Source organism: Flavobacterium sp. AED (assembly GCF_000812945.1).
Taxonomy (GTDB): domain Bacteria; phylum Bacteroidota; class Bacteroidia; order Flavobacteriales; family Flavobacteriaceae; genus Flavobacterium.
The window spans coordinates 405465-428386 of the sequence record NZ_JSYM01000003.1; the positions used below are offsets into that span (position 1 = coordinate 405465).

Here is a 22922-nt window from a genome sequence, read left to right on the forward strand (position 1 = left end):
AAAAGAAGCAATATCCTTATTCTAATTAATAGGATCAAAATCTTATTTCTTATAATATTTTTTGTAGACAGTATACATTTGAATAAGAGCTAAAACTACAAAAAATAACGGAATAATTACGGGTACTATATATCTTGAAAAACTAGCCGTGTTTTGGGAAAACAAATTTAGAATAATTACTAAAGCCAGCATTCCAAAAAATGTCCCTACCAAAGTCCCAAAAACGTAATAATATTTAAGTCTTTTCTCGATAGCAATATAATTTCCATTAATCAAATAGAGATTCCATCCCGTCCAGAATGGCACTTGAAGAAAATTGATACCATTCAAAAACACACCGATAAGAAAAGGCGAATATTCTATAAACTTCTCTAAATCGTTATGATTTTCTACGGTTTGATTCGAATGAGCATAAAACGAATATCCCAGAAACAGCAAAAAGAAGACTGCAAAAAAATCGATAATTTTCATCAATTTTTTATTGTTTACCAATTGATTTGCAAAAATCAACGTGAAGTAAATTACAAAAACCTCAACCGAAATAACGCCCAACAAATAAAAAATCAAACTATTAATTCCTAATTCAGAATAAATTTCGAATCCAATAATATTTAAATATCCCAGTGGAACTGAGCCAAGAAAACTCACCAAGAAACCAACGAGAATATTTTTTATAACTTTCATTTTATTAGAAATTTACTATTCTATTGCTTTGCTCTACATGCAAACGATATTCTTTCATCCCTTCCTTGTGGGACAAATACGGATTTCCGGCTTTATGATTTTCAACACTTATTTCATACATATACGTAATATGCCGAGCAAGTTCTTTCCACGCAAATAGCAACGAATGTTTTGGATCATAAATATGCGTAGGTTCACTTGCAGCTCCATTCAACTCAACAATAGCACAATTTTTCCCTTCTTCTAAATCTTCGAAAGTAGTGTACATCACATCCAATCTTCCGAAATAGAAACCCGGAATTTGCAAACACATTTCATTGATGCTTTCATTTAATTTTGGGGTTATCCAATGGCTTCCATCAATAAATTTTGCGCCTCGTGCGTGATTTCCGTACGGAACCAAATTTAGTTTTTCTCCTTTTGGCAAAACCTCCAATAATTTCTTACCGTATTCTTGTTGCAATACTTTAAGCTGTAATTCGTAACGCGGGTTTTTCTTGATTAACTGTTCAATAGTTGCAATTCCATCCCCGGTGATTATTAGAAATTCTTTGGAAACTATTCCTGTTATTTTACCCGTTTTCTCGTGTGGATAACGTACATAAAAAATGCCAACTTCATTTTCAAAAGGAATTAAATCTTGCACTACATAATCAAAATTTGCCTTTTCAGCGTATATTTTTAAATCGGCAACAGTATTTATTTTCTTGACTCCAGAACCACGCAAACCAATATCAGGTTTTGCAATCAATGGATATTTTATTCCAGAAAATTCGATTATTTTTAGAATTTCTTCCAGTGAAGTTCCTTCGATTATGAGTTCGGTTTTTGGATAATACCGCTGTGGGATTAAATCGTAGATGGCTTTTTTGGACTCCATCATAAATCCGCCATTTTTTATTGTTGGATTTGCCGCGTTAAAGAAAAAAATAGATTTTGCTTTAAGCGAATAAAATGCCCAAAGAAAATAAATTGGAATATAAACAATCTGAAATGGCCAATATTCCCAATGCGTAATCTTATGAAAAAGTAATTTCAATTGAGAAAATTTTAAATAGTGATAAATGAGGTCTTATGCTCTTTTTGTGCAATCAAATCGCAATGCAATATAGCGACTTTATTTTTTTCGATTACAGATTGGGTAATACTTAAGGTTTTCATTTCGTCATTCCGATTGATAACCAATCCGTTTTCTTGATTTTCCTCTTCGGTATAGCGATGAAAATGAAGCATCTCTGTTTCAGATATTTCTGGATTTGCATCCAAAAAAGTATAAAACCAATTTGTACGTTTCTCCCGAATTGCCGCTGGATACAATGTTGACGAAGACCAAATATGATTTTTATGAATATCTAAAGGAGTCGTTTCTTTTTGACTTCCATTCCATCGCAATTGAAACAGCTCCTTATTTTGAAATAAAACTAATGTAAAAGGTTCTATGTTTTCCAAATCAATTTCGTTCCAAAAATCCTTCGGCGATAAACTGCTAATAACATCTAGCACAATTAGACCACGACTTTTCCTGTAAGGAAGTACTACTTTGTGTTTTTCGTCAGCACCATTTAATAAAACTAAAACAGTTCCATTTGCATCGACAACAAACCAAGTTCCACCAGCTTTTGGGTCTTTTGGAAAAATGACATTCTTGCCTTTTAAGGTATAATCTCTGGGTGGTATTGCAGACGGTCTAATTACTTTTTCATCTCGATTTGAGGTAATGATTATCCTATCATGGACATGAACAAAACTTACTGTGCACATTGATTCCTGTATTCAATTGTAGAACGGGCAACTCCAAAATTCTCATCGACCGTAATATTTTCACATTTTAAAATAGCCACTTTTATCAGTGCCTGATGATGAATACAATGTTCTAAATTATAAAGCAATTCTCTATAATAATTACTTTGAATTCGGATTTCTTCACCGTCAATCACTTGTTGTAAATCGATATTTTTATTCTCTTTTTCAAGATTATTTTTAATTTCTAAAATATGATGAATCGCATAATTCATATCAGTTTGGATTAATACATTACGTTCTCTTTTATCGTAATTCACAATCCCTAAATCGTATTGATTCTCGAGGCATTGAAACATTTCGATAATATGCCTCGTGTGTTCACCTATACTGGCATTACTCAATTCAGCACATGGGTTTGAGTAATCCTTTTTCGATAATTGATTGAGTAAATCAATCAATTCGTTTAGACTATTAGTAATAGAAGGTATCAGCATATTATCGTTTTAATTTTAACAAATTTGACAGTTTATCTCTATTTAAAAAGATCAAAGTAAGACAACTAAATAAGGTTATGTTAGCCAACGCAAATAGTGTTCCACCATCTCCCTCGACTTCAATTCCAAGAACAAACAGGTGCGAAAGAATAGCACCAACCATTATTCCGGAACCCAGTAATGCACCCTGCAATGTAGTTCTAGGCATTAAAATTAGAATTACAGTAATCAATTCTAAAATTCCAGTACCAATTCTTCCATAAGGTTCCACTCCCAAAGTACTAAAAATATAAATACTTTCTTCAGCTCCAGTAAATTTAAAATATAACGTTTGTGATAAAATTACTGCAACTGCAATCCGTAAAATCCAAGATAAAATAGTTGTTTTCATGATTACTGTTTTATTTGATTATTTTTTTCCAATTACTCTCTGCTTTTGACTTTAAATTAGCTTGGTCTTTATTCCAACTTTTCAATGTATTATTGAAATAAGCATTATAAAATAAATATAATTTTTCGTCAATAATTTTAAAAGTATCTGGGTTAATCTCGACTTTTTCTCCTGAGTCCCCCATCGCATAAGCGCACCAACCTCCAAATTGTGGTTCATATTTCAAAGGATTTTTTAAGAAATACTCTTTATTTACAGGCATTGAAAAATTATATGTCACCCCTTCGTATGTTGCTGTCAGTTCTTTTTTTCCCTTTACGGCTTTCCCTTGTTTAAAATAAGCTACTGGATCGTAGCCTTGTATGGCAACTTTACGTTCTAAATTGAAATGAGTTAATCGACTATTTTCGGTTTGCGCAAATGTTGATAATGAAATAAAGACAACAAATAGATATAGAATCTGTTTTTTGCTTACAAGTTTAAAACTATTTTTTTGGCCTTTGTGATTTTTTGACTTCATTGTATTTTAATTTAAAAATGATACTTCGTTTATTTCTTAAACAAAGATATTTAGAATCAAAAAAGCCATTTGTCAGCTACTTTACAATAGATACGAAATAATTGAAACTACAGTTTTGAAATGTCCGAGATAATGATTTCTTTTCGGTTATAAATCAGTGTTCCGTTAGTTTCCATTTCATTTAGCAATTGAGTCGCAGTCTGTCTTGAAGTACAAATAATCTGTGCAATGTCATTTTGTGTGAGATAATTTTCAATCACGACTTTATTATCTACTCTTTTACCTTCTTTTTCAGCCCAATCTTTTAGAAACTGAAACAATCTGGTTTTTGCATCTTTAGAAATCAAATTAGAATAACTATTCTTGATGCGTTTCATTTTTAAACCTACAAATTTGGTATAAGAAAGTGCCAAACTAGGATTTCGCAACAATAAATCCTCGAAATCTGACATTAGAAAGCTACAAATAGCCACATCATCAGAAAGTACTTTTGCATATTCATTTGCTTCATCATCGGCTTCTAAAGTCAGTTCCCCGAATAAATCCCCTTTTTGAATAATATCTTTTATCGTTTCATTTCCTTCTTCATCAACTGCTACAATTTTGATATTCCCTTTTTTCAGCAGAAAAATCCTTGGCACATCCGAAGAAGAAAAATAAATAATTTCGCCTTTTTTCGCTTTTTTAAAACCGGTAATAATGCACAATTGTTTGATTTGTCCAAAACTCAATGTTCGAAACAATTTGTGATCGCGCAAATACCAATATTTTAAATCTTCGTACATGAAAGTAATTGTTTCAGTAAATGTATTAAAAAAATGACTTAAAAAACAAAACCCTTTCAAATCATAACTTGAAAGGGTTTAAAAATTTAATACAATTTTATCTACGAAACTAATGTTCTTGAAATCACAATACGCTGAATTTCAGAAGTCCCCTCATATATTTGAGTGATTTTGGCATCACGCATCATACGTTCTACATGATACTCGGCAACATAGCCATTCCCACCGTGAATTTGAACTGCTTCAATAGTCGTATCCATAGCGGTTTGTGAAGCAAATAACTTAGCCATTGCTCCAGATTGAGAAATATCCATTCCCAAGTCTTTTTCAGATGCCGCTTTAAAACACAACATTCTGGCAGCCATAATTTGAGTTGCCATATCCGCTAATTTAAAAGCAATCGCTTGGTGTTTGAAAATTTCTTTCCCAAAAGCTTTACGTTCTTGAGAATATTTCAAAGCCAACTCATAAGCACCAGTGGCAATTCCCAATGCTTGAGAAGCAATTCCTATTCTTCCGCCGTTTAGTACACTCATCGCAAAATTAAATCCAAATCCGTCTGCTCCAATTCGGTTTTCCTTTGGTACTTTAACATCATTAAACATTAACGAATGGGTATCTGAACCACGAATTCCCATTTTTTTCTCTTTTGGACCAATATCAAAACCTGCCCAACCTTTTTCAACTATAAATGCATTAATTCCTTTATGTCCTTTTTCAACATCAGTTTGAGCAATTACAATATAGGTAGATGCCGAAGATCCATTAGTAATCCAGTTCTTGGTTCCATTCAATAAATAATAATCTCCCTTATCGATTGCCGTTGTTTTTTGCGAAGTCGCATCAGAACCTGCTTCAGGCTCAGACAAACAAAAAGCGCCAATTACATCTCCTTTGGCAAGAGGAACTAAGTATTTCATTTTTTGTTCTTCATTGCAATACTTTTCTAAACCTGCACAAACCAAAGAGTTATTTACAGACATTACCACTGCCGAAGATGCATCTACTTTAGCAATTTCAGTAATCGCCAAAACATAAGAAACGCTATCCAATCCGGAACCGCCATATTTAGGATCCACCATCATTCCTAAAAAACCAAGCTCCGCCATTTTTTTCACCTGTTCCGTTGGAAATTTAGAGAATTCATCTCTTTCAATAACACCTGGCAATAATTCGTTTTGAGCAAAATCTTTAGCTGCTTGCTGAATCATTAACTGCTCCTCGGTTAGATTAAAATCCATAACTATATATTGTTTATTTTATTAAAATTTCAACTCTACAAATAAAAGTAAAATTACTCAATTACAATCCTTAAATTTACAGCTTAAGAATTTTTTTTATATATTTTACTTTTCGTTTTAAAATTGACGATTGTTTTGATTTGCTTCCATTAAATTACTTTTTATTTAAAAAAAGCATCCAAAGATACTTTTTTATTATGAAATTACTAATTTTGATTTAGAATTTTATTCAATGAAGGAAGATTACTATAACGTTATCGGAGTAATGTCAGGAACTTCGCTTGACGGAGTCGATTTAGCACATATTCAATTTAGTGTAAAGAACAATAAATGGACTTTCGAAATTCTTGAAAGCGAAACTATTGCCTATGGTTTAAGCTGGATAAAAAGTCTAAAATCTGCGGTGGATTACTCTAAAGTACAGCTCGAAAAATTAAATCAGGATTACACCCACCTTCTCGCTTCCATTATTGCTGCTTTTATCGAAAAACATAAAATCGAAAACCTGGATGCCGTTTGTTCGCATGGACATACTATTTTACATCAACCACAGAATGGGTTTACGCTTCAAATTGGGAATTTATCCGAAATCGCTACTTTAATTCACCAAACGGTAGTCTGCGACTTTAGAGTACAAGATGTCCAACTTGGCGGTCAAGGTGCTCCTTTAGTTCCTATTGGTGACCGAATATTATTTCCTGAATACGATTATTGCATGAATTTAGGTGGTTTTTCGAATGTATCTTTTGAACAAGACAAGCAACGAATTGCCTTTGATATTTCACCGGTAAACACCGTTTTAAATTTTTACGCTAATCAATTGGGATTCGATTATGATGATAAAGGGACCATTTCTAGAACTGGAAAAATCGACACTAATTTGCTACAAGAATTAAATGCTTTGGATTTTTACCAAAAAAAATATCCTAAATCATTGGGTTTTGAATTTGTAAAAGAAACCGTTTTACCTTTAATCGAAAGTTTTGAAATTACTATTGAAGACAAATTATGCACGTTTACTGAACATGTAGCGCTACAGATTGCTTTGGCTTTGCCTAATAAAAACGGAAGTCTTTATATAACTGGCGGTGGCGCCTACAATGATTTTCTTATCGAACGTATTCAATTCTATTTACCGGAAATGAAAATCATAATTCCGTCAGCTAAAATTCTGGAATTCAAAGAAGCGTTGATTTTTGCGTTGCTTGGCGTATTAAAATTACGAGGAGAAATCAATGTTTTGAGCAGCGTTACGGGTGCTAAAATGGATCACAGCTCTGGAAATATTTATTACTCAAAATAATATCAAAAATACATAATTCGCATTATTCTATTTTTTATATTTGTCAAAATTAAACATATCGCAATAAATGAAAGATTTATTAAAGAAATTCGAAAATAAAGAACCTGAGATAGTTTTCCATTGGAAAGATGCTGAAACAGAAGCCGAAGGTTGGACTGTGATTAATTCTCTTCGTGGTGGCGCTGCTGGCGGCGGAACTCGTATGAGAAAAGGATTGGATATGAATGAAGTTTTGTCTTTGGCAAAAACAATGGAAGTGAAATTTTCGGTTTCAGGACCTGCTATTGGCGGTGCTAAATCCGGAATTAATTTTGACCCAAATGACCCAAGAAAAAAAGGCGTTTTGCAACGTTGGTACAAAGCAGTTTCTCCTTTATTGAAAAGTTATTACGGAACCGGAGGCGATTTGAATGTGGATGAAATTCATGAAGTTATCCCCATGACGGAAGAATGTGGTGTTTGGCATCCACAAGAAGGCGTTTTTAATGGACATTTCAAACCTACCGAAGCAGATAAAATCAACAGAATTGGTCAATTGCGTCAAGGTGTGGTTAAAGTAATTGAGAATCCAAAATTCTCACCGGATGTTTCTCGAAAATATACCATTGCAGATATGATAACCGGTTTTGGCGTTGCCGAAGCAGTTCGTAATTATTACACTATTTATGGCGGCGATGTAAAAGGCAAGAAAGCCATTGTTCAAGGCTTTGGAAATGTAGGATCAGCCGCAGCATTTTATTTGGCCGAAATGGGAGCAAAAATCATCGGTATTATTGATAGAGATGGCGGATTAATAAATGAAGAAGGTTTTACTTTTGAAGAAATAAAAGCATTATTCCTTGCTAAAGACGGAAACAAACTGGTTGCCGAAAACATGATTCCTTTTGAAGAAATCAATAAAAAAATCTGGACAATCGGTGCTGAAATATTTACCCCTTGTGCAGCTTCCAGATTAGTGGCCCAATCTCAAATTGATAGCTTGATCGCTAATGGTCTTGAAGTAATTTCATGTGGTGCTAATGTTCCTTTTGCAGACAAAGAAATATTTTTCGGTCCAATTATGGAAGATGTAGATCATAAAGTGAGTTTGATTCCTGATTTTATTTCTAATTGTGGAATGGCTCGCGTTTTTGCTTATTTCATGGAAAAGAAAGTACAAATGACGGATGAAGCTATCTTTCAAGACACATCAGAAACCATTAAAAAGGCAATTGAAAAAGCACATGATTTGAATCCAAGCAAAACAAATATTAGTGCCACTGCTTTCGAAATTGCATTGAAACAGCTTACTTAAAAAATAGCATTCATAAAACATATTGGAACTGGGATTAAGTAGATTATTCAACATCTATTTAATCCCTTTTCTTATTTCTAATTTTAAATAAAAGCAAACTTATTTATATTCCCTCAGTAGCTTTTTACTCTTGACAATTTTTAGTACTTTTCAACGTTTTTTAGTAATACACTTTTTTAAATTTAAAATACAAATGAGTTCCACCATTTCATCAGACCAAAAGAAATCTTTAGCAATATCAATTCTTTTGTATGCGACAATGTTGTTAATTTTATTTTTCATACGCTTTTGGCCACCAGCAAACTTGGCTGAACTTGCCGGAGGTGGTGGAGGTGGCGGCGTTACCGTTAATTTTGGAGATAGCGATTTAGGATCTGGAGCGAATTATAAAAGCGAAGTGCTGCAAGTAAAAAATCAAACCAAACAAACACCAACAAAAACAATACCTCAAGAAGCTATCTTATCCCAGGAAAACAGTACCGAAGAAAGTGTTGTCATTCCTCAAAAAGAAAAACCTAAAAAACCAATAACTGTTGTAAAGGAAGAACCTAAACCGGTGGTTGTAAAACCTAAAGTTTCCAATAATACTAACGATGCGTTATCCAGTATTCTAAAAGGTTCCAATAAAGGTGGTGATGGCGATGACAAAGCTGCCGGAAATAAAGGAAAATCAAACGGAAGTTTAAGTTCTAATGGTTATTACGGAACTGGAGGTTCCGGTGGAGGAACAGGTGGCGGAAATGGCACTGGAAACGGAATAGGGACTGGTAGTGGATATGGCTCTGGAAGTGGAGGAGGAAACGGAAGTGGTTCCGGAGGCGGTAGCGGTTACTCCTTAGGAAACAGAAAAGCAGTTTCTAAACCAGCACCTAAATACACCTGTAACGAAGAAGGAAAAGTTGTTGTAGAAGTTTCTGTAGATAGAAATGGACGAACTATAAATGCAATTGCCGGTATAAAAGGAACCACTAATACAGCGCGATGTTTGCTAGATCAAGCAAGAATCGCAGCGATGAATACTAAATGGGATGCCAGCAGTGATGCCCCGGAAAAACAAGTGGGCAAGATTGTTTACAATTTCAATTTAAATTAAATACCAATAATTTAAACATAAAAAAAATGCCTCGACTTATCGAGGCATTTTTTATATAATTTACAATCATCCGAAGAAAAATCTCAACTATGCAATTGCTTATTAAAAACTCGCAATGACGTTACTTTGGACTGGTAGCAATCACAAACTTCAAATTATTTTTTACCCCTATTTGCAATACATCAACTAAGTCTTGCACTTGCAAATTAAATGGGATTCTCACGACAACCGTTTGATCCTTTTCACTATTCATTTTAGACATTAAAGTCGCCTCTAGTTCCTCAAATGCTACCGGTTGTTTGTCGATATAGAATTTCTTGTCTTCGGTAACTGACAAACTGATGTATTGCTTGTTGGTTTTCTCGTTAGCCTTAGCTTTTGGTAATGTCATTTTTATAACATTAGGATTAGCCAAAGTGGATATGATCAGGAAAAACAACAACAAGAAAAACATAATATCACTTAATGACGAAGTAGCCACTTCGGCATGAAATCTTCTTTTTCGTTTTATAGACATGTTACGATCTTTGAATAATATTTACGAATTCCAGTATCTGTTTTTGAATTTTCAAAGCAAAATTATCAATTTTTCCGTTTAATAAGTGATATGCGCTATACGCAATAATACCAACTAATAATCCAGAACCACTACTGATCATTTTCTCGTATAAACCACCAGAGATATTACCAATACTAATATTTTCAGTAACCGAAATACTATAAAATATTTTAATTACTCCTGAAATAGTTCCAATAAATCCTAAAGTTGGCGCAATCCCTGCAATAAGACCTAATTGACCCAAATGCTTCTCCATTTCTCCAATTTCAATGTCGGCAGCGCGATCCATATTAGATTCAATTTCGGCAATAGGTCTGCCAATAACAAGAATTCCTTCTTTAATAATGTTCCCGGAAGACGTGTTGCTTCTTTCAGCGATAGATCGAGCCAATTCCAAATTACCTGAATTTAGATTATCTCTTACATCTAACATCAATCGGTGATCAATTTTCGATGCTTTATTAATATATAAAGTACGTTCTATAATCAAATAAAAAGTATAGAATAATAGGATTGAAATTGGGATTAAGAAGAACCCTCCTTTTAAAATAAATTCCAAAACAGAGATTTCAGTATTTGGTGCAATTTTCTCGATTACTACGTTTGACGCAGCATTAGCAATAGTGTCGGCCTGTAATTGTATAAAACTAAACATATATTATTATTGATTTTTACTCATTAATTCTAAAAATTATTTCAATTTTGCAATAAAGATACTTTTCGATGTACTATTAAACTAAAAAAATCGAAAAATATTTTAAACAACTACTATTTTATTCAAAAAATGAACTATCAGGAAACTATAAATTGGATGTTTAATCAACTCCCGATGTACCAACTGCAGGGCGCTTCGGCCTATAAAAAAGATTTAACCAACACGCATTTACTAATAGATCATCTTGACAATCCTCAAGAAAAAATAAAATGCATTCATGTTGCAGGAACTAACGGAAAAGGTTCTACCTCGCACATGCTGGCTTCCATACTACAGGAAGCGGGCTATAAAGTGGGATTATACACTTCTCCTCATCTAAAAGATTTCCGGGAGCGCATCAAAATTAACGGAATGGAAATTTCTGAAGCATTTGTTACTGATTTTACAAATAAGCACAAAGCTTTTTTTGAAGCAAATGATATGAGTTTCTTTGAAATGACCGTTGGATTGGCTTTTGATTATTTTGCAAAAGAAAAAGTGGACATCACCATTATAGAAGTTGGAATGGGCGGAAGATTAGACGCTACCAATGTCATTACGCCACTTGTATCCGTTATTACAAATATTGGATTGGATCATACCCAATTTCTTGGCAACACACTTGAAGCTGTTGCTTTTGAAAAAGCGGGAATTATAAAACCAAACATTCCCGTAGTGATTGGAGAATATACTCCTGAAACCAAACCCGTTTTTTTGGCGAAAGCCAAAGAATGCAACTCCGAAATCTATTTTGCTTCCGATTCAATTACAGAAACCTATCCTTCTGATTTAATTGGCGATTATCAACTCCATAATAAAAAAACCGCAATACAAACAATTGCTATTTTAAATGCGCAAAAAGAATTTAAAGTCTTCCAGGATGATATCAAATCTGGTTTGCTTCTGGTTGTAAAAAATACAGGACTTCAAGGAAGATGGCAACAACTAGGTGAATCCCCAAAAGTTATTTGCGACACCGCACACAACAAAAACGGATTAGAAATTGTCATGAACCAGATTCAAAAAGAAACGTTCGAAAAACTACATATTGTACTTGGAATGGTCAATGACAAAGATTTAGATGAAGTTTTACCTTTATTCCCAAAGAATGCCATTTATTATTTCTGTAAACCAAACATTCCCCGTGGTTTAGACGCTGCCATTTTACAAGAAAAAGCAAAAACACATCATCTTAATGGAAACACATATACCTCTGTAACAGACGCTTATGAGTCATCTAAGAATACTGCCACAAAAAATGATTTTATCTTTATTGGTGGCAGTACGTTTGTAGTAGCTGAATTGCCTTTAAATAAAGGGATTTAACTTTGCGCAATAATTATCTTCAAAAATAAATTGTTTATTTCCGCAACTAATTGACTCATAATTAGTTAAATTTATGTGACTATTTTTATTCATTAATCACTTAATTCTTAAACTATTATGAAAAAGAAAGACAATTTAGCATTGAGATTGTTAATTTTAACATTCATGTTAAGCATCGGAATGTTTGCTCAAGAGGACCCTAAACCTGTATTTATTACAGTGACGACATTACACAGAAATTTAGATACGGATAGGAAAGACTGGAAACAAACCGAACAAGAATACTTTGACAAAGTCACCAGTAAGAACGATTTAATAATTGGCTCCGAAATTCTTAATCATTATTTTACAGAAAATAGTTCTGAGGTTTTACTGGTATCTGTTTTTAAAACTTGGGAAGACATCGAAAAATCTAATGATGTTTCTAATGAATTAATTAAAAAAGGTTGGCCAGATGAAAAAATCAGAAAGGCCTTTTTTGATAAATACAATACGTATTACGGCCCTATGCATTCTGATGAAATCTATTCTTCAATTACAGGATCTAAAGAATTCAAACCCACTTCAAAAGAACCTATGGTTGTCTATATCCGAAAATCTCAAATGTCGCTGAATGGTCAAGGAAAAGGCATGAAAGAATTTAATGAAAAAATAACCATGAACAACCCTTATATCAAAGGATATTACCCAAATCGTCATGCTTGGGGATCTGACAGCAGGGATTTTCTCGAAGCTTATTATTATGATTCCTTATCCGATTTAGAAAAATCCAGCGATAAACAAACGGAGTTAATAAAAACAACTTGGCCAAAAGAAGATGATCGAAAAGTATTTTTTGATGGATTGAACAAAGCTTTTACAGGCATTCATGGTGATTTCATTTACCATAACGAACCTTCACTTTCCAAATAAATTATAAATTTTCAAATAAACTCCGTCTTGCAATCTATAATCGGAGTTTATTTGAAAATTCAATCAAACCTAATAAACTAAATACCAATTAAATATAAATTCTTTCGAAAAAATATTAAAATTTGTGCAGAAATGTTTTGGATAAGCGAAAAACAAGCTTATATTTGCACTCGCAATAAGGTAATGAAAATTACTAAATTGTACTAGGGCGATTAGCTCAGCTGGTTCAGAGCACCTCGTTTACACCGAGGGGGTCGGGGGTTCGAACCCCTCATCGCCCACAAAAAACTTCATTAGAAATAATGGAGTTTTTTTTATGCTTATATTTTTCTAAATTTTCAGGATTACCCCTTGTTATTTCCTAAGCCACAATACATCATAAGCGCTAATAAAGTTTTTTTCGTGAATCTCAATATCAGTTGCCGTTAGCAAATTATACATTTTATCTCCACTAAAATCAGCAAACAAACTTCTTTCAAAAACAGTATCAAATTCAGAAAAATTCACAATAACACATATCTCCTCCCCTTTGCTATCCGTTTTTTTATATACTAACAAATGTGTATTCCCGTAATCAATAAATTCTAAATCATTATTATCTGCGAAAGCTGGAGTTTGCTTCCTGATTTCAATTAATTGCTTTAACTGTTTATAAACCTGAGCTTGTGCCGATGCAGAATCTTCTATGTTTTCGACCAAACTCCAATTCATTTTAGAACGGTGCAACCAGCGGTTATCATACTTCTTACTTTCATCATTTAAGTAATCGTAATTATTTGGCAGAGCAACCTCATCTCCACTATAAATCATTGGCAAACCACCTAAAGACAAAATAACAGCATGCTGTAAATTGATACGTTTTATAGCTAGTTGAATTTGTTCTTGATTATTTTCTTTTAATGCTTTTTCAAAACCACATAATGCCGCCATAGAGCCAGAAATACGGGCATTACCAGTTTCATGCTCAATCATAAAACGCGCACCCAATGCAAAACTGCCATTAAAACCATCACAATAATGTTTTAAAATATACAAGCGATGCTGTAAACTGTCTAATCCAAGTTCAGTAACTAATTTGTCATCAAATCCCAGTCCTATATCATCATGACAACGGGCATAATTTATCCAGGTTGTATTTCTTGGTTTTTTAGGAACCGCTTTGATTGATTTTTTAAGTAAATTAGTATTTCGCGTAGCCAAAGCTTCCCAACTCAACGCCATAAAATTAGCATTATACGCAATGTCACACTCATCACCTTGAGCTACTCCTTCACCAAAATACTTTATAATTTCCTCAGGAGCCACAATCGCTTCAGCAATATAGGCAACACCCGGAGCCACAATCTGACCACATAATTTAAAGAGCTGCAACAAAGAATGAACTTCCGGTAAATTTTGATTAAATTTCCCTATTACCTTCCACATGAAAGCTACAGCATCTAAACGAAAAATATCTATTCCTTTATTAGACCAAAACAACATGGTGTCTATCATTTCCACTAGAACCATTGGATTCTTATAATTCAAATCCCATTGATAGCCATAAAATAAAGTCATTACCCATTGATCACTCTCTGGCAAATAGGTGAAATTCCCAGGTGAAGTATCCGGAAAAATTTCAATCATTGTTTGTTCATAAGCATTCGGTAAATTTCTGTCTGGAAAAAAATAGAAAAAATCTTTGTACTTTGGATGCCCTTTACGAGCCTCAACAGCCCATTGATGCTGATCTGCACAATGATTGAGCACAAAATCCATAATTAAATTCATATCATTTTTTTGAAACTCTTGTACCAAAGCTTCAAAATCCTTCATTGTTCCAAATTTAGGATTCACCTCACGGTAATTACGCACAGCATAACCGCCATCATTTTCAAATTCTGGCACATCCAAAAAAGGCATTAGATGCACTGTGTTAATTCCCAAATCTCTGAAGTAAGGGATTTTCTCTTTCAATCCATTAAAATCAGTATTAAAAAGATCAACATACAACATCATCCCAACAATTTTCTCACTAGAATACCAATTAGGATTAGAAACACGCGTCATATCGCGTTTCTTTTGCAAAGCAGAACGTTCTTCAAAATTCTTGACCAAAGACTTCAATAATAAATCAAACGCCTCATCTTTATAAGGACTATTGGAATATAATTTTTGATATAAATCACTAATAATTGGAAAATTTGCTCCCAATCTTAAATGAAAATTCTTGTCTTTAATTTTTATATCTTCCAAGAAAACATTCAATTTCGATAACTTTTCAGCCTGTTGCATATTTATATAAATTTTTACCTATTTATCATTATTTATCTTAAAATAATATAGAGTCCTATTTCCAAAGATAAAATGATTTTAAATATAATAAAAAAATGCATCCCGAAAAAAAATTACATTAAGAACCTAATTTATTACAAAAATAACAAAGACATTATTCATTATTATTTCCAAGCATAAAGGCTACCCTTTCGGATAGCCTTTATCGTTTATTATTCTTCAAATTGGTTTTAAAAATGCATTTCATTCCACTTTATATTCTTTTTTTTGAATCAATCATGGAACATAGAAAAACTACCAACCTTGATGCAACCCATTCTTTACAACTTCATTGTATTTATCTTGATCGAAGCTATATAAATTTGGCGCTTTATGAGCCACATTGCTTTTCTTTTCATCGAGTTTTGTAAGTATTCCTATAGCAGTTATTTTGCGAAGAAAATTTCTTCGATCGAGCTTTCTGCCTAATATAGTTTCATACAGTTTTTGCAATTCAGGTATCGTAAATTTTTCAGGAAGTAAATTGTACCCTACCGGTATTAGATTCAATTCCATTCGTAAAGTCTCCAATGCCTTATCCAAAATTTCTTTATGATCCAAAATCAAATCTGGTACCGCATCATGATCAATCCATTCCACAATTTCATTTTTACCTTCTGGTTGCGGAACCGTTTTTAAAAAATCTACTAATGCATAATAACCTACAGTTACGAAACGATTCGTATACCACTTCCCATCATCTAAAGGTATCCCGTAAAAATTCAAAACGCCGTTACTAAAATCAATACTATTTCTTTTAACGGCTCCAAATGTTGCAAATTGCCTCAGGAAAATTCCCTTTAAACCTGTTCTCCCATGTAAAATACTAACTGCCGCTTGATCAATATCTTCATTAATAGGCACAAAACCACCAGGTAAGGCCCACTGATCGTTGTATTTTGTTTTTATCAATAATATCTTAAGCTGATTATCATGAAATCCGAAAATCACACAATCTATTGATAAACCTGGCTGATAATTTTCCCTGTTATCTAAAATATTTTTTAACATGCGATTTTTATAGTATTAAATTTATGCGTTTTAAAAGGCGCAATTTAGTTCATTTTTTCAAAGAAAATAAATGAATGTTACATTTTCAAAACGAGTCCTATAATTCTACGCTTTAAAGACCAAGGAAATGATTTGAATAAAAAACAAACCTATTCAATAATAAGACATACTCCCGCAAAAATTAACTAAAAAATATTCAAAAAAAAGATACATAAAAAAATCATTTGAAATGCATTGCAAATCAAAAAAAAATGTACATTGCGTCAAAACAACACAAGTATTACCAAAGCAATAAATAGCTCTCAAAAAAGAACTAAATTAAAGATTACGAAAAACAACTAATTGTGACTAGTTAAGAACTCAATCTTATGCCTAAAAGCAGACGATAGGGATAAACTACAAGTCTAGTTTTGAAAAGATAATTGAAGAAAAAGTTCTTACTGTTCTAGAAAAACATCATGGACTGAAGAGGAAAAAAAGCTTCGTTTTTAGAAGCGATCTTATCAGACTTATTAATAAATTTATTTTCTTGAGAAAAATTCACAAGTAAAAATCTAGATATAATATTGAAATCTGCTAACCAAAATTTAAAAAGCATTTGCGAAAATTGTTGATTAATTGTTGTTAAAAAAGTATTGAAACAGAATTTAAAAGAGGTTGACCTGTAAGTCAACCTCTTTTTTAAATTCCCTCTTTATCAAATGTGTTTTCCTATATTTAATACTATAACTACAAGTTCATCAGGAAAATTGATTAAGAGTCAATACTTTTTTTATTCATACCTACATCAATTTCAACATTCTAGCAAGTGCGATTCATTAAAAAAATACCGCATCAAATATATTAATTTTGAGCAATAAAGCCCAAAATACTATTAAAATATAAAATAAATTCCTTTTTATTTACATAAAATTAAAGGATTTAAGAAATAGAACTCCTTAGTAATCACAATCATTTACTATAAATCCTTATTTTATCTAAAAAAACAAATCCCTATTCTTTCAGTAATTATTGTTTCATCAATTCAAAAGTGTCTTTCAAACGAATATCTACAGAAGATGATCCAATCATTAAATCAAAGTCCCCAGGTTCAGTACCCCACTGTAATGCTGCATTATAAAAAGACAGTTTTTCTTTGTCAATACTAAATTTTACTGTTTTAGTTTCTCCAGCATTCAGTTTTATCTTTTGGAAATCTTTCAGTTCAATAATTGGTCGTACTACTGACCCAACTTTGTCTCTTAAATACAACTGAACTACTTCTTCTCCCGCTACTTTTCCTGAATTGGTTATAGTTACTGAAGCTTCGATTGTCTCTGTACTTTTTATTTTATTTTTAGATAATTTCAAATTAGAATATTCAAAAGTGGTATAACTCAACCCGTATCCAAAAGGAAATTTAGGACTGTTTTTTAAGTCCGTATATGCCGAAACATAATTGGATTCCGTTTCGTTTTTAGCTGGTCTTCCTGTATTAAAATGATTGTAATAGATAGGAATTTGTCCTTCTTCTCTTGGAAAAGACATTGGTAATTTCCCCGAAGGATTGTAATCGCCAAACAAAACATCGGCAATGGCATTTCCTGCTTCGCTTCCCAACCACCACGTATACAGAATTGCAGGAACATTATCAGCAGTCCAATTAAAAATAAGCGGTCTTCCTGCGTTGATTAAAACCACAACAGGTTTTCCCGTCCCTTGAATCGCTTTTATCAAATCTTCCTGAACGCCCGGCAAACGAAGATTGCTGCGACTTTTTGCCTCACCGCTCATATCTCTTCTTTCCCCAATACTTAAAATTACAACATCAGCTTGATTCGCAACAGCGATCGCTTCAGCAAAACCATCTTTATTATCACCTTCAATTTCACAACCTTTGGCGTAAAGCAACTTCGCAGTATTCCCAACCTTATTTTGCAAACCTTCCCATTGTGAAATAACTTGTTTGTCATAATCCACTTCTGGCAATTCTACGGACCAAAAACCCATGTTTTGCTTGCGTTCTTTAACCAACGGACCAATAAAAGCAATTGTTTTTGTTTGTTTTGAAATAGGTAAAATGTTTTTATCATTCTTCAACAATACAATACTTTTTGCTGCAACTTCTCTCGCTGCTTTTCTATGTTCCGGATTGTTCAATTCTTTTTGTTCTCTTTCCGGATTGAAATATTTATACGGATCTTCAAATAATCCCAATTCAAATTTCTTGCGTAAAATTCTTTTCACGGCATCATCAATTAGCGCAATTGGAACTTTTTTCTCTTTTACTAATTGTGCCAAATTATATCGGTACGCATTACTTTCCATGTCCATATCACTTCCTGCAGTTATAGCAGCTAATGCGGCTTCTTTACTGTCTTTTACATATCCGTGATTGATCATTTCTCCTATTGACCCCCAATCAGAAACCACAAAACCTTGAAAATTCCATTTCCCTTTCAGAATGTCTCTTTGCAAATATTTATTTCCTGTTGCCGGAATTCCGTTAAGGTCATTGAAAGAATTCATGAAAGTAGCCGCCCCAGCATCCAAAGCTGACTTGAAAGGTGGCAAATACGTTTCCCAAAGCATTCTTTCGCTCATATCAACCGAATTGTAATCTCTCCCGCCAACAGCAGCTCCATAAGCCGCAAAATGTTTCACGCAAGCCATTACGGAATTGACATCACCCAATTTCCCTTGAAAACCTTTCACCCTGGCATAAGCAATCCTCGAACCCAAATAGGTATCTTCTCCGGCACCTTCCATTACACGTCCCCAACGAGGATCACGCGCAATATCCACCATGGGCGCAAATGTCCAATGGATTCCGCTTGCAGCCGCTTCGGTTGCAGCAATTCTTGCCGAAAGTTCCATCGCATCTAAATCCCAACTTGCGGCTTCTGCCAAAGGAATTGGAAAAGTAGTTTTATATCCATGAATAACATCTTGGCCAAATAACAACGGAATTTTCAATCTCGATTGCATCGCTAATTCTTGGTATTGTCTCGTGTGTTGCGTTCCCAAAACATTCAACATAGAACCGATTAAACCTGTTTTAATTTCGGATTGTTTATTCGGATTTATGGTTATTGGTCCAGTCGCAGCATTGTCTCCAGTATATTGATTAAGTTGCCCTATTTTCTCTTCAAGAGTCATTCGCTTTAGCAAAGCATCTACTTTTTGGCCAATCGTTTTTTGTTGAGAAAACGTAATAAAGCAGGTCAATAAAAGTGTTGTAGTTACTATTTTTTTCATTTCTAATTGCTGTGTTATTTTATAATCAATTTCATTTATACCATAATCCAAAAATTAGGAAATGGCATTTTATTTTTTACTCGCTTGGTTTTTTAAATTCTAAAAAGTTTAAATTGAAATTTCCTTTTTCGAAATAGACTCTAATTTTATTTGTTCCTTGTTTTAAAACCACATTTTTCAAAGTCACCGTTTGCCAATTACCTATCCCTCCAGAAGATGGAATCGTAATGGTTTCAGAAAGTTGCCCGTTTTCATCTTTAAGAAAAAGCTTCCCTCCGGCTACTTCACTTGAATACCGAATATCAACATCGAATGTTTTCTCTGCATTTAAATTTAATGTGTATTGCAACCATTCCCCGTCTTCAATAAAGGCTACATGAAAACCATTAGTAACTTTATCATTGCAAGATTGAATGTCAACACCATCATTTCTCATGGCACCACCTTTATTCCATTTGGTAAATTTAGTGCCATCATAATTGGCGACATCTTTATCAAAATAAGCATATCCGTTTTGCCCTAAATCATATTCTGTTGCAAACACTTTTCCAGGCAACGGATGACTTTTGTATTTTTTAGTGTCAGTTGTTTGCACTTGTCTGAACATCGCATCAATCACATCATATCTGATGGTCAGATTTTTAATTTTGTAGTTTTCAGCAATTTGCATTAGCGCTTTTTTTGCAAAAGCTACTGTTGGCTTTTTTCCTCCGGTTGCCCAATATTGCAATAATTGCTCGTATTCCGGTGTTTTTGTAACCGAAGTAACTCCCGCTAAATTTTCAATTTTTTTCATTGGCCAAAAAGCCCAACCTATATTATTGGATTCTACCAAAGAGATTGCTTCCTTAAACCAAACATTAGAGTTTTCACCACTTTCACCTAACCAAATTGGCACATTGTATTCGGTTCTGAAATTCAACATATTCTGTATGGAAGCCGTATCATTATCGTTCCAGTATTTGTGAAAGCTCAACGCCATATTATCGTCCCAAAGCGGAAACATCCCATTGTAATTATTTCCCCAGCAATTTCCTTCTATAAAAATTAAATGATTGGTATCTACTTCTCTTATGGTCTTTGTAATTCTGACTTGCAATGCTCTTAAAGGCGCGTTAGATTTTTCATCACATCCATTTTGATTCGTTCCCGTGAAATTCCAATTGGGTTCATTGATAATATCATAGGCTCCAATCCAAGGATTATCTTTGTAACGCAATGCTAATTTTTTCCAAAGCGCCACCATTTTATCCTGATTTGCCGTATTTTCCCAAAGTGATGGTTTTGAATCATCATAATCGGATATATTGGCATCTTTTCCCTGACCTCCAGGAGTTGCATGTAAATCTAAAATCAAATATATTTTATTGGCAGCGCACCATTTCAATACATCATCCGTCATTTTAAAACCTTCTTCCAACCAAGTATTCTGACCCGAAACTGCTTCTTTTTCAATAGGCAATGTATACAAGTTGTAATGCATGGGCAATCGAATGGAGTTGAAACCCCAAGCCGCCAATGAATCAATATCGCTTTTTGTAATTCCGTTTGCTTTATAGGCATCATAAAACTTCTCCGTGTTTTTAGTTCCAATTAAATCCGTAATCTTTTGTTTTATTGCATGTTGCGAACCTGCAAACGAACCAGTTTGAAGCATGTATCCTTCCTGAACCATCCATCCTCCTAATCCCAAACCGCGCAACACCACATTTTGTCCATTTCCATCGACAATTTTCTGTCCATTTCTATGTAGAAATCCTTGTCCGAAGGAGGAAACTGATAAAGAAATAAGAAATAATAGAACTATTTTTTTCATAGAGAAGATTTTAAAACAAATCGTTTTTGGCATTTAATAAACTAATGTTTGAATAGCATGAGGCAGTATATAAATTTCGGCAGCTTTTGTTCCAATGCACAAATTATACTTCAACTTCTTATCGGTTTTATTCATAACCACCGTTACTGCTTTACCATTCTGGTTTAAAAACGAAGTAGTCATTAAATAGCTTTGACTGGAAACACTGCTTATTCTTTTTGCGCTTTTACCAATAAATTTAGAAAAATGACCAATAAAATAATAGGAAGGCGTATAGATTAATTCCCCTGTTTTTGTATCGCCATGTATCGGCGAAAAGCAAAAATTTCCTACATGATTTGGTCCTCCATTTTCATCCAAAAGAATATTCCAATCTGTCCAACCTACTGTACCATTATTAAAGTCATGAATCATGGATTCTCCATATCGTTCCCCATTTGCCCAAAGTTGTAATTTTTTAAAATCAAATTTCTCAACACAACCTTCCGTGAACATTAAGTTTTTGTCAGGATACATTTCGTGCACTTTTCCAACATTTTCAAACATAGAATCTCCTCCGCTCCAGTTTTCATACCAATGAAAACCAATTCCCCAAACATATTTATTAGCTTGCGGGTCATCAAGAATTGTACTCGCTCTTTGTGCCAGTAAATCTCTGTTGTGATCCCAAACCGTAATTTTTTTATCACCAAGTCCTGCTTTTTTCAATGTTGGTCCCAAATAATTCTTCAGAAAATCACGTTCTTCTTCGGCCGTGTAAATACAGGATTCCCATGTTTGTCTAGCCATTGGCTCATTTTGAATTGTCAATCCCCAAACTGGAATTCCTTCTTTTTGGTAGCTATTAATAAATTTCACATAATAATTAGCCCAAGACTGATAAAATTCAGGTAGTAATCTACCACCTCTCAACATGTTTTTAGTGTCTTTCATAAAAGCTGGTGGACTCCATGGAGTTACATACAATGTAGCCTTACCTCCAGCTGCTGCAATTGCCTTTTTGATTAATGGAATTTTAAATTCTTTATCATGTGCAATGTTGAAACTTTTTAAAGCTGCATCACCTTCATCAATATAAGTATAACTTCCTGAACTAAAATCACAACTGTGAATATTCGTTCTTATTATTGAATACCCAATTCCTTTTTCTTTATCATAATAAGCTTCTAAGAATTCTTTCTGATTTTCTTTAGTCAATTTAGCAAAAACCTCAGCACTCGCATCCGTTATTGCTCCACCAATACCCAAAAATGTCTGAAAAGTTTTACTTGGATTCACAAAAACACACAGTTGAGTTTCTAAAGGTTGTTTTAAGTCCGTGAATTGCAGATTATCTGTTTTTGTTAATCTTAAATTTGTCCCGTCTGCGGTAGTATAGACGGTAACTGTCTTATTATTTGTTGAAAAAGGCTTCGATTGTATTTTACTTTTTTGCTGAGCAAAAGCCAAAATAGACACTGCTATAAGTGCAGCCGTTGTGATTTTTTTCATTCTATAAATATTACG

Annotated in this window: 20 protein-coding genes and 1 tRNA gene; 6 read left to right on the forward strand and 15 right to left on the reverse strand. The window is 33.5% G+C overall.

Annotation, left to right across the window (positions count from 1 at the left end):
- Positions 1-42: 42 nt before the first annotated feature.
- From OA85_RS13380 to OA85_RS13415, 8 genes are all read right to left on the reverse strand, one after another.
- Positions 43-684 (reverse strand): LysE family transporter, encoded by a 642-nt coding sequence (locus OA85_RS13380; protein ID WP_039110260.1) that lies wholly within the window; start codon positions 682-684, stop codon positions 43-45.
- A gap of 4 nt (positions 685-688) precedes the next feature.
- On the reverse strand, positions 689-1723 hold the full coding sequence (locus tag OA85_RS13385) for a D-alanine--D-alanine ligase (RefSeq protein WP_039110261.1): 1035 nt from the start codon (positions 1721-1723) through the stop codon (positions 689-691).
- 11 nt (positions 1724-1734) lie between these two features.
- Complete coding sequence (locus OA85_RS13390; RefSeq protein ID WP_039110262.1) at positions 1735-2445, reverse strand: NRDE family protein; 711 nt, start codon at positions 2443-2445, stop codon at positions 1735-1737.
- Entirely contained in the window at positions 2433-2921 is a 489-nt protein-coding gene (locus tag OA85_RS13395) for a hypothetical protein (RefSeq protein WP_039110263.1), read from the reverse strand. Before OA85_RS13395 ends, OA85_RS13390 begins: the two co-directional genes overlap by 13 nt.
- Before the next feature lies 1 nt (position 2922).
- Entirely contained in the window at positions 2923-3312 is a 390-nt protein-coding gene (locus OA85_RS13400; protein WP_039110264.1) for a DoxX family protein, read from the reverse strand.
- Positions 3313-3322: 10 nt separating this feature from the next.
- On the reverse strand, positions 3323-3832 hold the full coding sequence (locus OA85_RS13405) for a YHS domain-containing (seleno)protein (protein WP_052257257.1): 510 nt from the start codon (positions 3830-3832) through the stop codon (positions 3323-3325).
- A 107-nt stretch (positions 3833-3939) separates the two neighbouring features.
- On the reverse strand, positions 3940-4617 hold the full coding sequence (locus tag OA85_RS13410; RefSeq protein WP_039110265.1) for a Crp/Fnr family transcriptional regulator: 678 nt from the start codon (positions 4615-4617) through the stop codon (positions 3940-3942).
- 101 nt (positions 4618-4718) lie between these two features.
- On the reverse strand, positions 4719-5858 hold the full coding sequence (locus tag OA85_RS13415; RefSeq protein ID WP_039110266.1) for an acyl-CoA dehydrogenase family protein: 1140 nt from the start codon (positions 5856-5858) through the stop codon (positions 4719-4721).
- A gap of 232 nt (positions 5859-6090) precedes the next feature.
- Between OA85_RS13415 and OA85_RS13420 the strand changes: the two genes are divergently transcribed.
- The 3 genes from OA85_RS13420 (at position 6091) to OA85_RS13430 (ending at position 9548) form a co-directional block, all read left to right on the forward strand.
- Positions 6091-7161: an anhydro-N-acetylmuramic acid kinase gene (locus tag OA85_RS13420; RefSeq protein WP_039110267.1), complete on the forward strand. Its 1071-nt coding sequence runs from the start codon at positions 6091-6093 to the stop codon at positions 7159-7161.
- Between the two features lie 67 nt (positions 7162-7228).
- Positions 7229-8455 carry a Glu/Leu/Phe/Val dehydrogenase dimerization domain-containing protein gene (locus OA85_RS13425; protein ID WP_039110268.1) on the forward strand — a complete coding sequence of 409 codons (1227 nt, stop codon included), beginning with the start codon at positions 7229-7231 and terminating at the stop codon, positions 8453-8455.
- A gap of 193 nt (positions 8456-8648) precedes the next feature.
- Positions 8649-9548, forward strand: coding sequence for a hypothetical protein (locus OA85_RS13430; protein WP_039110269.1), 900 nt, complete (start codon positions 8649-8651; stop codon positions 9546-9548).
- A gap of 121 nt (positions 9549-9669) precedes the next feature.
- On the opposite strand, the gene OA85_RS13435 is transcribed toward OA85_RS13430, so the two are convergent.
- Positions 9670-10065, reverse strand: coding sequence for a biopolymer transporter ExbD (locus tag OA85_RS13435; protein ID WP_035668225.1), 396 nt, complete (start codon positions 10063-10065; stop codon positions 9670-9672).
- 1 nt (position 10066) lies between these two features.
- Positions 10067-10762, reverse strand: a complete 696-nt coding sequence (locus tag OA85_RS13440; protein ID WP_039110270.1) for a MotA/TolQ/ExbB proton channel family protein — start codon at positions 10760-10762, stop codon at positions 10067-10069.
- A 129-nt stretch (positions 10763-10891) separates the two neighbouring features.
- Here OA85_RS13440 and OA85_RS13445 point away from each other — a divergent pair, with 129 nt between their 5' ends.
- The 3 genes from OA85_RS13445 to OA85_RS13455 all read left to right on the forward strand — a co-directional run bounded on the left by OA85_RS13445 (position 10892) and on the right by OA85_RS13455 (position 13320).
- On the forward strand, positions 10892-12127 hold the full coding sequence (locus OA85_RS13445) for a folylpolyglutamate synthase/dihydrofolate synthase family protein (protein ID WP_039110271.1): 1236 nt from the start codon (positions 10892-10894) through the stop codon (positions 12125-12127).
- 117 nt (positions 12128-12244) lie between these two features.
- Entirely contained in the window at positions 12245-13039 is a 795-nt protein-coding gene (locus tag OA85_RS13450; RefSeq protein WP_039110272.1) for a hypothetical protein, read from the forward strand.
- A 206-nt stretch (positions 13040-13245) separates the two neighbouring features.
- Positions 13246-13320, forward strand: a tRNA-Val gene (locus OA85_RS13455).
- 73 nt (positions 13321-13393) lie between these two features.
- Here OA85_RS13455 and OA85_RS13460 read toward each other — a convergent pair.
- From OA85_RS13460 to OA85_RS13480, 5 genes are all read right to left on the reverse strand, one after another.
- On the reverse strand, positions 13394-15313 hold the full coding sequence (locus tag OA85_RS13460; RefSeq protein ID WP_052257258.1) for an alpha-amylase family protein: 1920 nt from the start codon (positions 15311-15313) through the stop codon (positions 13394-13396).
- Between the two features lie 294 nt (positions 15314-15607).
- Positions 15608-16363 (reverse strand): NUDIX domain-containing protein, encoded by a 756-nt coding sequence (locus tag OA85_RS13465; RefSeq protein WP_039110273.1) that lies wholly within the window; start codon positions 16361-16363, stop codon positions 15608-15610.
- Between the two features lie 1008 nt (positions 16364-17371).
- Positions 17372-19600, reverse strand: a complete 2229-nt coding sequence (locus OA85_RS13470; RefSeq protein ID WP_039110341.1) for a glycoside hydrolase family 3 N-terminal domain-containing protein — start codon at positions 19598-19600, stop codon at positions 17372-17374.
- Positions 19601-19676: 76 nt separating this feature from the next.
- Complete coding sequence (locus OA85_RS13475) at positions 19677-21416, reverse strand: cellulase family glycosylhydrolase (protein WP_039110274.1); 1740 nt, start codon at positions 21414-21416, stop codon at positions 19677-19679.
- 33 nt (positions 21417-21449) lie between these two features.
- The gene (locus OA85_RS13480; RefSeq protein WP_039110275.1) at positions 21450-22907 is read right to left on the reverse strand and encodes a glycoside hydrolase family 30 beta sandwich domain-containing protein; all 1458 of its coding nucleotides are present in this window, start codon (positions 22905-22907) and stop codon (positions 21450-21452) included.
- Between the last annotated feature and the right edge of the window lie 15 nt (positions 22908-22922).

Excerpts from the sequence above, each read along its gene's own strand:
- OA85_RS13380 (WP_039110260.1), bottom strand. The coding sequence starts at position 684 with ATGAAAGTTATAAAAAATATTCTCGTTGGTTTCTTGGTGAGTTTTCTT.
- OA85_RS13390 (WP_039110262.1), bottom strand. The coding sequence starts at position 2,445 with ATGTGCACAGTAAGTTTTGTTCATGTCCATGATAGGATAATCATTACC.
- OA85_RS13395 (WP_039110263.1), bottom strand. The coding sequence starts at position 2,921 with ATGCTGATACCTTCTATTACTAATAGTCTAAACGAATTGATTGATTTA.
- OA85_RS13400 (WP_039110264.1), bottom strand. The coding sequence starts at position 3,312 with ATGAAAACAACTATTTTATCTTGGATTTTACGGATTGCAGTTGCAGTA.
- OA85_RS13405 (WP_052257257.1), bottom strand. The coding sequence starts at position 3,832 with ATGAAGTCAAAAAATCACAAAGGCCAAAAAAATAGTTTTAAACTTGTA.
- OA85_RS13410 (WP_039110265.1), bottom strand. The coding sequence starts at position 4,617 with ATGTACGAAGATTTAAAATATTGGTATTTGCGCGATCACAAATTGTTT.
- OA85_RS13415 (WP_039110266.1), bottom strand. The coding sequence starts at position 5,858 with ATGGATTTTAATCTAACCGAGGAGCAGTTAATGATTCAGCAAGCAGCT.
- OA85_RS13420 (WP_039110267.1), top strand. The coding sequence starts at position 6,091 with ATGAAGGAAGATTACTATAACGTTATCGGAGTAATGTCAGGAACTTCG.
- OA85_RS13425 (WP_039110268.1), top strand. The coding sequence starts at position 7,229 with ATGAAAGATTTATTAAAGAAATTCGAAAATAAAGAACCTGAGATAGTT.
- OA85_RS13430 (WP_039110269.1), top strand. The coding sequence starts at position 8,649 with ATGAGTTCCACCATTTCATCAGACCAAAAGAAATCTTTAGCAATATCA.
- OA85_RS13435 (WP_035668225.1), bottom strand. The coding sequence starts at position 10,065 with ATGTCTATAAAACGAAAAAGAAGATTTCATGCCGAAGTGGCTACTTCG.
- OA85_RS13440 (WP_039110270.1), bottom strand. The coding sequence starts at position 10,762 with ATGTTTAGTTTTATACAATTACAGGCCGACACTATTGCTAATGCTGCG.
- OA85_RS13445 (WP_039110271.1), top strand. The coding sequence starts at position 10,892 with ATGAACTATCAGGAAACTATAAATTGGATGTTTAATCAACTCCCGATG.
- OA85_RS13450 (WP_039110272.1), top strand. The coding sequence starts at position 12,245 with ATGAAAAAGAAAGACAATTTAGCATTGAGATTGTTAATTTTAACATTC.
- OA85_RS13460 (WP_052257258.1), bottom strand. The coding sequence starts at position 15,313 with ATGCAACAGGCTGAAAAGTTATCGAAATTGAATGTTTTCTTGGAAGAT.
- OA85_RS13465 (WP_039110273.1), bottom strand. The coding sequence starts at position 16,363 with ATGTTAAAAAATATTTTAGATAACAGGGAAAATTATCAGCCAGGTTTA.
- OA85_RS13470 (WP_039110341.1), bottom strand. The coding sequence starts at position 19,600 with ATGAAAAAAATAGTAACTACAACACTTTTATTGACCTGCTTTATTACG.
- OA85_RS13475 (WP_039110274.1), bottom strand. The coding sequence starts at position 21,416 with ATGAAAAAAATAGTTCTATTATTTCTTATTTCTTTATCAGTTTCCTCC.
- OA85_RS13480 (WP_039110275.1), bottom strand. The coding sequence starts at position 22,907 with ATGAAAAAAATCACAACGGCTGCACTTATAGCAGTGTCTATTTTGGCT.